The sequence below is a fragment of the Kitasatospora sp. NPDC001225 genome (assembly GCF_053597855.1).
In genome coordinates this window covers 40187-51956 of the sequence record NZ_JBSFJC010000063.1, presented here as the reverse complement: position 1 = coordinate 51956, position 11770 = coordinate 40187, and the positions used below count along the sequence as shown (strand labels likewise).

Here is an 11770-nt window from a genome sequence, read left to right as displayed (position 1 = left end):
CAGCACCGCCGACGTCCCGACCACATCCGAACCGTGGATGTCCTCGTCGTTCACGTGCACGGCCTTGTCCGCACCCATCGACAGCGCCTTGCGCAACGCGTCCTTCGCGTCGTCCGGCCCCACCGTCAGCACCGTCACCTCGGCGCCCTCGTTCGCCTCCGCGATCCGCAGCGCCTGCTCCACGCCGTACTCGTCCAGCTCCGACAGGAGGCCGTCCACACCCTCCCGGTCGGTGGTGTGGTCGTCCGCGAAACGACGGTCACCCGTCGCGTCCGGGACGTGCTTCACACAGACGACGATCCTCAAGCTCATGAGCGGTTCTCCTGTCACGGGTGCACGGGTGCACTGATCCATGGCCTCAGGCATGCCGAGGGTACTGAGTGCCAAGTCCGGCCCGGGCACGACCCGCGCACCGCAAGCGCCACCTGGACCGGCAGACCGTGTCGACTCCCGTCGACTGGCGTCAGAGGCTCCACGGAGAGAATACGGCACTCAGTACCCCTCGTAAAGGAACTCAGTACCCTTCCCGCTCCCGGGGCCGGACGAGCGGGCGCGGAAAGCGGACACAAGGTTTCCGCAAGCACCCGCCAGATCCCCTCATGGATTCCGCCAGGGCGTCCGGGGACCATCGGCCACGGGGCCCGTCGAGGGCCAGACCTGGGATCAAGGAGGGGGAGAAGGATGACCTTGGTACACGGGGAACAGGACACCACGCCACCCCGCGGGAAACGCGGCAGCACGGCCTGGAGCAACAACGGGCCGTGGGAGACGCTGCAGGACCGCAAGGAGGTGCTGGTGGTCGCCCAGACCATGGTGTACGCGAAACGGCTCCACGACTTCTACTCGCTGCTCGCCTCGGACCTGCGGGTCCACGTGCAGTTCACGGTGGCACCGCACGTGTTCAACAGGGGCGCCACGGAGGTCCTCCGGGCACTGGGCGGCACGGTCCTGCCGTGGGAGCAGGCCGTCCGGCAGGAGTTCGACCTGATCCTGGCCGCCGGCTCCCAGGGGATGGAGCAGTTGCACGGCCCGGTCGTCCGGCTGCCTCACGGCGCCGGCAACATCAAACTGTCCCGGCGCAGCACGCCGGACGGCGAGCGGGCGGCCATCGGCCTCGGCCCGGACTACCTGTGCTGGGAGGGGCGGCTCGTCCCCGCCTCCTTCGCGCTCGCCCACGAGGAGGAACTGCTCGAACTCCGGCGCACCTGCCCGGAGGCCGTCCCGATCGCCGAAGTGGTGGGCGACCCCTGCTACGACCGGATCGCCGCCGCGGTGCCGCACCGGGAGCGCTACCGGGCAGCACTGGGACTGCGGCCGGAGGAGAAGCTGGTGCTGGTCTCCTCCACCTGGGGCAACGGCTCGCTCTTCACCCGGCTCGACGCCGTGCTGCCCCGGCTGACCTCCGAGTTGCCCCAGCACGGCTACCGGACCGTCCTGCTGACGCACCCCAACATCGCGGCCGCGCACGGCTCCTACGCCGTGCACTCCTGGGCGAGGGCCACCGCACGCGGGGCCGTCACGGTCATCCCGCCCGAGACGGACTGGCGGCCGCTGCTCGTCGCCGCCGACTTCATCATCGGGGACCACGGCTCGGTCACCCTGTACGGAGCGATGACCGGCGCTCCCGTCCTGCTCGCCGAGTACCCCCACCGCCACGTCAACCCGCGGTCGCCGGCCGCCCAGCTGGCCGCCACCGCTCCGGCACTCGCCCCCGGACACCCCCTCGTCGACCAGCTCGGCTACGCCGCCGAGCAGTACCGCCCGGAGGAGTACGCCGCCATCGCCGCCCGGATCAGTTCCGAGCCCGGCCGCTTCGACCGCAACGCCCGTCGGTTGCTGTACCGCGTCCTCAGGCTGGGCCAGCCCGCCCACGTCCCGGGCCCGGAGCCGCTGCACCTGCCCGACCCGCTGGACGCGATCGCGGCGGCCGGGTCGCGGCGGGACGGATGAGCGCGGCGGTGCACAGGGTGCGGCTGGCGTCGGTCGCGGGGGCGGCCGGGCCCACCGGGGCGGAACGGCCCGCTCGGGCGGAGACCGGGGCCGCTCCGGGGGCCGGGCCGATGGACGTCCGACGGACCGCGGTGCTGTTCGAGGCGCAGGTGAGTTCGGCCGTCGGCACCGTGCACGGGCTGCTGGCGGCGGAACTGCCCGCCGGATCCGGGCCCGCAGCGGCAGGCCCCGGATACGTGGACGAGCACCTCGCGCTCGACCTCACCCGGACCTCGGCGGCACGCTGGCACCACCAGGCGGACGTGCTGCACGCCGGACGATTGACGACGGACGGCGTCCTCGCCCGGCTCAGGGCGGTCCTGGCCACCTACCCGGGCTGTGCGCTGGCCACCGCCGAGCACCGCGCCGGAGCACTGCTGCTCCTGGCCCGGGACGGGGCGCCGCTGGTCCTGCAGCCGGCCCGGGCGGCCGGCGAAGCGGTCCCGCCGCTGGCCGTCGGCTCGATGGCCCACGCCTGGCTCACACTCGGCCGCCGGCTGGCCGAACTGGCCCGGGTCGACGTGCTCGGGTGGCATTCCCCGGTGTTCCCGCGGTCCTGTTTCAGGGCCGTGGACCGGCCGGGCGGTCGGGTGTAGCCAGGGGGCCGGAGTCCGTGTCGTAGGCGGCGAGGCGGTCGGCCAGTCGGGCCGCCTCCGCCGTCGCGGCGAGTTCCCGGTAGCGGGCCAGCGACTCCTCGAACCGGGCACGCGCGGCGGCGGGGCGGCCGCGCCGCTCCTCCAGCTCTCCGGCGAACTCCAGCGTCCGGGCCTCCCAATGCCCCGACAGCCGGGCCCGGAAGCCGGCCAGCGCCTCCTGGAGGCAGCGGTCGGCACGGTCGTACCCGCCCAGCGTCGTATGGGCCACCCCGAGGAAGGCGATCGCCCGGGCCGCCTCGTAGTCGTCCCCGATCGAGGCCAACTCGCGGTGCGCCCGCTCGATGGAGGTGACGGCCTCCGCCGCCCGGTCCGCGAGCAACAGCACCTCCCCGTGCGCCAGCCGGGCCAGTGCCGAGCCCCGCAGGTAGTCCTGGGCCTCCCGGATCCGGACCACCTCGCGCAGACAGTCGGCGGCCTCGTCCAGACGACCGGTCATCCGGTGAGTCTGGCTGAGCCCGTACAGCGCGTCGGCCTGTGCCAGCGGCTGCGCCAACTCCCCTGCGAGGTCGAGTGCTTCATTGAACCAACGAGCCGCCTCGGCCGCCTCGCCGGCGTTCCGCAGACCGTTCCCGCCGGAGGTGAGCATGCGCAGCTCGCCACGGCGGTCGCCGTCCGCCCGGGCCGCACGCAGGCCGATCCGGTGGGCCTCGACCCAGAGCCTGGCCGGACGCAGCCGGAGGAACAACGGCCACATGGCGTCGGCGAGTTGCCAGGTGGCGGCGTTCCGGCCGCAGGCGGGCGCCCAGCGCAGCAGGTCGGCGAGGCGGTCGCGCTCCTCGTCGAGCCAACCGAGCGCCTGCGTGTCGTCGGCGAACTCCCGGGCCGGGTGCACCGGCAGGGTCCGGTACTCGCGCGGCAGCGTGCGGTGGCTCGGGGAGACGACCGCCTCGGCGGCGGTCGTCGAGGCGAGGTACCAGTCGACGATCCTGTCGGTGGCGGCGCGGCCGACCTGGGCGTCGCGAAGTCCGGCGCCGTGCCCTTGGGCGTGCAGCCGGACCAGGTCGTGGAAGCGGAACCGGCCGGGCAGCACCTCCTCCAGCAGGTGGACGTCCATCAGTTCGTCCAGCAGCCGGTCCGCCGCCACCCGGTCCACGTCCGCCACCACGGCGGCCGCCTCCACGGTGAACTCGGCGAACGGCAGCAGTCCGAGCAGTCCGTACAACCGGGCCGCATCCGGCTGCAGCACGTCGTAGGAGGCGTCCAGCAGGTCCCGCACCGCCTCGCCGTCCGCGTGCAACGCCCCGAGGCGGTCGGCGCCGCGCCCCAGGATCTCGGCCGTCGCGGCGAGCGACTGCACCGGGCGGGCCGCGATCCGCGCGGCCGCCAGGCAGATCGCCAACGGCAGCCCGGCACAGGCGTTCACCACCTCGGCGGCGGCATCGCGCTCGTCCACCACCCGGCTCCGGCCGACCCGCTCGGCAAGGATCTCGGCGGAGGCCTCCGCGGCGAGCGGGCCCAAGGACCGGAACACCGCGCCGTCGATGCCGAGCCCGGTGAGCCGGCGGCGGCTGGTCACCACGACCACCGTGTGGTCCGAACCGGGCAGCAGCGGCCGCACCTGGGCGGCCGTCGAGGCGTTGTCCAACAGCACCGCGATCCGGCGCCCCGCCGCCAGCGAGCGCCACAGCGCGGCACCCTCCGCCATGCTCCCGGGCACCGGGGAGACCCCGAAGGCCCGCAGGAAGCCGCCCAGGGCCTCGGCGGGGTCGGCGGGGCCTCCGGGTGCGTAACCGCGCAGGTCCGCGTAGAGCTGGCCGTCCGGGAAACGGCCGGCCAGGCCACGAAGCCACTGCGCGGCCAGCGCCGTCTTCCCGACCCCGGCCGGACCGGTCACCACCACGGTGACGTCGGCCGACGCCGCCTCGGCGGCCAAGGAATCGTCCAGCGCCTCCAGATCGGCTTCCCGCCCCACCAACCTGCGAGGGCAGGGCGGGAGTTGCCGCGGCGTCGGCAACGCCGACGACCCGTGCAGGTGCAACCCGCCGTGGATCGCGCCGGCCTGCACCACCGGGCCGGAGACCGTCGCGGCACCGGCCAGCGAGTTCCGTACCACTCCGTACGGCAGGTTGACGTCGTTCACGGGCACCCGCCGAGCACGGTCGATCCTGTCACTGGCCCCCCAGCCTCGGACGAATTATCGGTGCGGCGCTATCACATGACGTATCGTCAAGTCGAGATTATTCCCAAAAGTACGGCCCCGGAACCCCACAGTGGTATAGCCGGTTGCCCCGGACGCATGCGATGCTCACCCGCGACACAGCAAGCTGGTAGCCAACCGGCGGGGGACGTCACGATGAAGGTTCATCTCCTCGGTTCAGTTGAACTGTCGGTGAACGGAGAGCCATTGGCGATTCCGTCCGACAAGCGACGGCAACTGCTGGCCGCCCTGGCCCTGGAGGTCGGAAGGCCACTCTCCCACGACTCGCTCGCATACCGACTGTGGGGCGAGGAACCTCCGCCCAGCGCACTGACCAGCCTCTACAGCCACGTCTCCCACCTGCGCGCACTACTGCGGCGGGCGGCGCAGGCCTCGGGGGCGAATGCCACCGGGGACGTGCCCACGATCGACACCCAATCGCACACGTACATTCTGCGGGCGGACCCACTGCTGATTGACTGGCACCGATATCTGGACCTCTCCGACCAAGCCGGACTACTCGCCGAGAACGGACAGGACCACCAGGCCAGAACCGTGCTCAGCCGCGCCACCAACCTGTGGTGCGGCGAACCCCTGGCCGGCCTGCCCGGCACCTGGGCCCAGAACACCCGCGCCGCCATGGCCGACCAGCACTTCACCACCACGCTGCGCCGGATCGAGATCGACCTGCGCATCGGCCACTTCGCCGAACTGATCCCCGAACTCACCGCCCTGCGCGAGCACCGCCCCACCGACGAACGCCTCGCCGGCCACCTGATGACCGCGCTCTACGCCGTCGGCCGACAGACCGACGCGCTGGCCGTCTACCCCGCCGTCGCCCGTCTGCTCCGAGCCCACTTCGCCACCGAGCCCGGCGAACCGCTCACCCGCCTCCACCAGCTCATCCTGCACGGCGACCCGCTCCCCGGGCCGCCGGTACGGAACGAGGCCGTACTGACCCCCGCCCCCCAGGCCGTGCCGCCCGCCGACATCCCCGGGCGGCACCGGCTGATCGGCCGGGAGGACGACCTCCGCCGCGTCCTGCCCGGCCCTGACACCCGGCTCGCCCGCGGCGGCGTCGTCACCGTCTCGGCGATCCTCGGCATGCCCGGGGTCGGCAAGACCACCCTCGCCCTGCACGCCGCCGACCTGATGCGCGAGCACTTCCCGGACGGCTACGTCTACCTCAACCTGCGCGCCCACGTCGGCAACCAGCCGCCGCTCACCCCGGAGGCCGCAGGCGCCCTGCTGCTCAGACGCCTGGGAGTGCCCGCCAGCACCATCCCGCTCGACGCCGACGAGGTCTTCGCACTGTGCGCCGAGGCGCTGTCCTCGCGCCGCGCCGTCGTCATCCTCGACGACGCCTCGAACGCCGCTCAGGTCCGCCCGCTGCTGCCGCCCGCCCCGTCCGCCCTGGTACTCGTCACCAGTCGCCAGCGGCTGACGGAGCTCCCGGACGCCCGGCCGGTGTTCCTGGACGTGCTGACAGTGGACGACGCCGTGGCCCTGTTCACCAACGTGGTCGGCCCCGAGCGTTCGACGGACCCGCAGAGCATCATCGAGATCGTCGAGCGCTGCGGCCACCTGCCCCTCGCCATCGAGATCGCCGCCAGCCGCTTCAAGGGCCGCCCGTCCTGGACCCTCGCCCACTTCGCCCGGCGCCTCTCCCGGAAGAACGGCAGGCTCGCCGAGATCCGCAGCGGCACCTCCAGCATCGCCCGGGTCTTCGAGGTCTCCTACCAGTACCTTTCCGCCAGCCAGCGGTCGGCATTCCGGCTGCTCGGCCTCTACCCCGGACCGGATTTCGGCGTCCATGCGGCAGCGGCCCTGCTCGGGCGGAGTGTCGATGAGACTGATGAGGTTCTGGAGGCATTGTTGAACTGCCACCTGATCCAGGAGATCGCGCCAGAGCGCTATCAACTACACGATCTTCTAAGGGAGTTCGCAGTTGCCCTGGGGGTCGATCGGAATCAGTGGGAATCGGCGGCCCGGAGACTGCTCCGCTTCACCCTGTACGTCGCCGACCGCGCCGACCGCCTGCTCTATCCACACAGATCGAGAGCATCACTTCCAGGGGTCGGACAACTCGACGACCTGGAAGAACTTTTGGGTGATATGGACATGAACTCGCATGAATGTGCCAGGACTTGGCTGGAGGCGGAGCACACCAGCCTGGTAGCGCTGACCTCGCACGCACACCGCATCGGGCTCGCGGAGAGCGGTGCCTGGCTCGCCCACGTCCTGGCCGGCCATCTGAACGCCGAAGCCTACTGGGGTGAGGCCCAGGACATGCACCGGGCGGCCGCGGCGTACTGGCGGTCGCAGGCGAACCACCGGCAGGAGTCACGGGCGCTGATCGATCTGGGCGCGACGCTCGCCTACGCCTCCCGCTACGAACCGGCGATCGAGACCCTGGAGGACGGGCTCGCGCTCGCCCGATCGCAGGGCGAACTCGACGCGGCGGCGAACGGTCTCAACCTGCTCAGCCGGCTGCACTGGGAGCAGACCCGACTCCATGAGGCGCTGACGGTACAACAAGAAGTGCTGGCCATTCGAGAGGAACAGGACGACCAGTGGAACGTCGCCCGCTGCCTCGTCAACATCGGCATCCTGCACCGGTCGGTGGGCGACTCGGAATCAGCGCACGCCGTCTACACCAGCGCGTTACCACTGGCCCGTAAATTCAATGACCTGGTTCTCGAATTCCGGATCCTGAACAACTTCGGCGAGCTCCACCTCAGTGCCGGACGAAATTCGACAGCACGGAAGGTATTCGAGCGGATTCTGGACGGCGCAGGCGAGGCAATCCCCCCGCTGGACCTGTCCGTGGCCCGCGCCAATCTTGCGGAAACGCTGGAAATCCCGGGTGAACTCGAACCCGCCCTCGCGCTCTACCGGTCGGCCCTGACGACTTTCCGTGAATTCGGAACCGTCCGCCACGAGGCCGACGGCCGCAACGGGCTCGGGCGGGCCCTGCTCGCCGCCGGTCGGCGCGAGGAGGCCCTGGAACAGCACTTGCTCGCCCTGGAGCTGGCACGTTCCATCGGCACCGCCCGCGAGCAAGCGGCCGCCATGCGCGGCTTGGGCACGTGCGAGGCGGCAGCCGGAAACCGGTCTGCCGCGCTCGCCCATCTGACATCGGCCCTCACTTTGGCCGAGAAGGTCGGTATCGCGGACGAGGTTGCACGGATCCAATCGGCGATCGACGACGTTTGATCGTAATCTTCATATGATCACCATTCATCGAAGTGGAGTTCGATACTCGGATAACGATTTGGATCTTCCCGCCTGGCTATGCGACGCTCTACGCCACAAGCGGCCGCTGCCGACCGAACCGGGACAGGAAGCAAGAGCGCCATGAGCACGTTTGTCTACATAGCCCACATCGCCATCGGGATCTTCACGTCGAGCCCGCTCTGGTGCTAGCCGCGTAGGACGACGGCCGCCTCTCCCGTGTACACGCGGAACGTCAGCGTCTCCTGAAGGTAGAGCTGAATCGTTTCGGCGTCGTGGGAGAGGTAGCCCACGGAGGCGTCCTGGCCGAGGTGGAGTTCGAAGTCGCCGCCTCGGGTGGAGAGCAGGTAGGCGCCTTCGATGGCCGGGGCCCAGATGATCTCGCCGTCCAGGAGGCGGGCGAGGTGGTTGTGGACCGGGAAACCTTGGTCGCTGGCCTCATTGACAGTGGTGAAGGCGGCGGCGCCGAGCAGGAGTGAGTAGGGGCCGCCGACTCCGGCCAGGCGGAGGGCGGTGAGGGCGCGACTGACGGCCTCCGGGTATTCGCGGACGTCCTCGGGGAGTTGGACCGGCGGGTTGGTGGAGGCGGCGCGGATGCCGTCGATGGAGGCCGCGCGGTAGCCCTCGAAGACGGCGCGGTCCTCGGCCAGGGCGAGCTTGCGGCCCGCGTCCTTCACGGGTTGCCAGTCGGAGTCCCGGGAGCCGCGTTCGACGTCGTCCACGGCGTCGCGGCGGACGGTGAAGGGGACGCGTAGCTCGACCACCGGCTGGGCGGTGCGGGCGCGGGCCTGGATGCCGTCCGTCGGGGGGTCGATGGCGGTCAGGTGGCCGGTGCCGACGGCGGCGAGGGTGGCGCCCTCGGGGCCGTTGAGGTCGACGACCCGGCGGCCGGCGATGTGGAGCTTGAAGGTCTGGCGGGCCTCCTCCTCGATCTCCTCCCAGGCGGCGGCGGAGATCGGGGCGAGGTCGCGGTGGAGATTGTCCATGGGCGGGGTCCTGTTCAGGGGGTCTGCTTGAGGCTGCCGATGCCGAGCGAGCCGTCCCCGGGGCGGGAGGCGGGGGCCGCCGAGGGCGCCGGGGGCGGGGAGTCGAGGAAGTCGGCGGTCGGGACGAAGAACAGCCCGCCGGTGACGGCGGTGGAGAAGTCGAGCAGCCGGTCGGTGGTGCCGGGCGGGTTGCCGACGACCATGTTGCGCAGCATCTGCTCGGTCACCCCGGGGTCGGCCGCGTAGCCGATGAAGTAGGTGCCGGACTCGCCGCCTCGGTCCGCGGAGCCGAAGGTGCCGTACGGCATGTTGAAGCGGACGATCTTCCGTTCCTCGCCGTCCGGGCCGGTGATGACGGTGAGTGCCACGTGCGAGTCGGCGGGTTTGGCGTCGTCGGACAGTTCGATGTCGTCGAGTTTGGTGCGGCCGACCGCCCCCTCCTGCTGCTCGACGCTCAGCGCGTTCCACTTGTCCATGGCGTGCACGTACCGCTGGACGAGGACGTAGCTGCCGCCGGTGAACCCCGGGTCCTCCGCGCCGACCAGGGCCGCGCGTTCGGCGGCCCGGCCCTCCGGGTTCTCGGTGCCGTCGACGAAGCCGAGCAGGTCGCGGTCCTCGAAGTACTTGAAGCCCTGGACGGAGTCGACGACGGTGGCGGCCCCGGCGAGCCGGCCGGTGAGCTGCGCGGCCAGTTCGAAGCAGAGGTCCATCCGCTCCGCCCGCAGGTGCAGCAGCAGGTCCCCGGGGGTGGCCGGGGCGCGGTGGCGGGGGCCGGCGACCTCCTGGAAGGGGTGCAGGGAGGCCGGGCGGGGGCCGGTGAAGAGGCGGTCCCAGAGCTCGGAGCCGATGCCGGTGACGCAGGTGAGGCCGCCCTCGGGGGCCCGGAAGCCGACCGCGCGGCGCAGTCCGGCGAGTTCGGGCAGCAGCTCGCGGACGGCGGCCTCGCGGCCGGGTTCGACGGTGAGGACCAGGAAGACGGCCGCGCTGGTCAGCGGGGAGAGGACGGCTTGCGATTCGGCCTGCATGGTGGTGGATCTCCTCGTCGTCGTGGCTTTTCTCAGGACGCCCGGGAGGCGTCCCACTCGGCGCGGTAGTCCGCGAAGATCTGCTTGAGGTGGTGCCCGATCTTCAGGTAGTCGAGGTCGTCGAGGTTCGCCAGCGAGACCCGGACGGACCATTCGGGCCCGTCGAAGCCGCCGCCGTTGAGCAGCACCACGCCGGTCTGCTCGGCGAGCCGGAACAGCGGTTCGGTGGGCTCGTAGTTCTTCTCCAGGAAGGTCGCGAAGTCCTTGCCCGCGACCCGTTCGGCCTCGGCCAGCAGGTCGAGCTCGACGTAGTAGCCGGCCCGCCCGGGGTCGTCCGCGATCTTCATGCCGGAGCCCTCCATCAGCAGGTCGAGCCGCCGGCGGACGATGCCCTGCACCCGCGCCTTGTACGCCTTGCCCTCGGGCAGCAGCGCGAACAGCGAGAAGAGCACCATCTGGGCCTGCTGCGGCAGGCTGAGGCCGGCGGTGTGGTTGAGCGCGACCTGCCGGGAGTCGGCGACCAGCCGGTCGATGAAGCGGAGCTTCCCGGGTTCCAGGCTCAGCGTGCCGTACCGGCGCGCGAGGCGCTCCTTCCACTCCGCGGGGAGGGCGGCGATCAGGTCGTCGATCACGTTGTCCCGGTCCAGGCCGATCACCCCGAGGCGGTGGCCGGTGGCGCCGTAGTGCTTGGAGTACGAGTAGACGAGCAGGGTGTTGCGGGGCAGTTCGGCGGCCAGGGTGCGGAAGCCGTCCACGAAGGTGCCGTACACGTCGTCGGTGACGATCATCAGGTCGGGGTTGGTGGTGGCCACGATCTGCTTGATCTGGTCGGTGACCTGCCGGGACAGCGCCAGGGAGGGCGGGTTGCTCGGGTTGACCAGGCAGACCAGCCTGATCCCGGGGTCGGCCAGCTTGGCGACCTCGTCCGCCGGGTAGCGCCACTCCCGCACCCCGGTCTCGACCAGCTTGTCGGCCTGGATCCGGACCACCTCGAAGCCGTAGGTGTCCAGTTCGGGGATCTCGATGTACGGGGTGAACACCGGCACCATCAGGGCGATCCGGTCGCCCTTGTGCAGCAGGCCGTTCTTCGTCAGCGAGTCGAAGACGTAGCACATCGCGGCGGTGCCGCCCTCGGTGGCGAACAGCTCGGGCTGCTGCGGCGACGGGGGCCGCCGGTCCATCAGCTCCTCCTGGAGGTAGCCGCGGACGATCCGCTCGGCGTGCACCAGCATCCGGTCGGGGACGGGGTAGTTGTCGCCGATGCTCGCGTCGGCGAGCTCGTGGAGGAAGGCCTCGCGCTCGAACCCGAAGCGGTCGACGGCGAGTTCGACGCTGCGCCGGAGCAGCTCGATGCCGGGAAGCCCGGGGTGGCCGCGGACGAAGGCGTCGAAGCGGCCGGCGATGCCGGACCGTTCCGGCATGCCGCCGAGGTCGTCGGCGGTCCAGACCCGGCGGCTCTCCGCCAGCGCGAAGTGGCCGAGCGCGAGGCAGGCCTCGCGGGGGCCGGTGCAGACCCAGTTCGGGTTGCCGCGACCGGCGTTGAGCATGTGGGCGGTGGACTTGCCCTTCTGCCCGGGCTCGTCGCGCTGGTAGGCCTCGGCGAGCCGGACGAACTCGGCCTTGAGCTCGAAGGGGCTGAGCCGGGCCAGTCGGCGGATCTCCTCGCGGCCGGTCGTGGGCTTCGTCATGGCGTTCTCGACTCTCCTCGGGAAGACGGGCGTTCGGCCCGGCAGGGCGACGGCG

At 71.4% G+C, this 11770-nt stretch carries 8 protein-coding genes; 3 read left to right on the top strand and 5 right to left on the bottom strand.

Annotated elements, in window-relative coordinates; genetic code table 11:
* Positions 1-312: electron transfer flavoprotein subunit beta/FixA family protein (locus ACWDCZ_RS22115; RefSeq protein WP_449816744.1), on the bottom strand; the 312-nt coding region annotated here is incomplete at its 3' end.
* 369 nt (positions 313-681) lie between these two features.
* Here ACWDCZ_RS22115 and ACWDCZ_RS22110 point away from each other — a divergent pair.
* Both ACWDCZ_RS22110 and ACWDCZ_RS22105 read left to right on the top strand, forming a co-directional pair.
* Positions 682-1950, top strand: a complete 1269-nt coding sequence (locus ACWDCZ_RS22110) for a hypothetical protein (protein WP_241852862.1) — start codon at positions 682-684, stop codon at positions 1948-1950.
* Positions 1951-2060: 110 nt separating this feature from the next.
* Positions 2061-2585 (top strand): hypothetical protein, encoded by a 525-nt coding sequence (locus ACWDCZ_RS22105; protein WP_449816743.1) that lies wholly within the window; start codon positions 2061-2063, stop codon positions 2583-2585.
* Here the strand turns inward: ACWDCZ_RS22105 and ACWDCZ_RS22100 are convergent.
* Positions 2551-4725 carry an ATP-binding protein gene (locus ACWDCZ_RS22100; protein WP_449816742.1) on the bottom strand — a complete coding sequence of 725 codons (2175 nt, stop codon included), beginning with the start codon at positions 4723-4725 and terminating at the stop codon, positions 2551-2553. The two genes, ACWDCZ_RS22105 and ACWDCZ_RS22100, sit on opposite strands and share 35 nt — an antisense overlap.
* 213 nt (positions 4726-4938) lie before the next feature.
* Between ACWDCZ_RS22100 and ACWDCZ_RS22095 the strand changes: the two genes are divergently transcribed.
* Positions 4939-7998 carry an AfsR/SARP family transcriptional regulator gene (locus ACWDCZ_RS22095; RefSeq protein ID WP_449816741.1) on the top strand — a complete coding sequence of 1020 codons (3060 nt, stop codon included), beginning with the start codon at positions 4939-4941 and terminating at the stop codon, positions 7996-7998.
* 206 nt (positions 7999-8204) lie between these two features.
* Here ACWDCZ_RS22095 and ACWDCZ_RS22090 read toward each other — a convergent pair whose 3' ends face one another.
* The 3 genes from ACWDCZ_RS22090 to ACWDCZ_RS22080 are packed head-to-tail and all read right to left on the bottom strand — an operon-like array spanning position 8205 to position 11715.
* The gene (locus ACWDCZ_RS22090) at positions 8205-9002 is read right to left on the bottom strand and encodes a family 1 encapsulin nanocompartment shell protein (protein ID WP_375875189.1); all 798 of its coding nucleotides are present in this window, start codon (positions 9000-9002) and stop codon (positions 8205-8207) included.
* Between the two features lie 14 nt (positions 9003-9016).
* Positions 9017-10027, bottom strand: a complete 1011-nt coding sequence (locus ACWDCZ_RS22085; protein WP_449816740.1) for a Dyp-type peroxidase — start codon at positions 10025-10027, stop codon at positions 9017-9019.
* A gap of 32 nt (positions 10028-10059) precedes the next feature.
* Positions 10060-11715 (bottom strand): bifunctional aspartate transaminase/aspartate 4-decarboxylase, encoded by a 1656-nt coding sequence (locus ACWDCZ_RS22080; protein WP_049652684.1) that lies wholly within the window; start codon positions 11713-11715, stop codon positions 10060-10062.
* Positions 11716-11770: the final 55 nt, after the last annotated feature.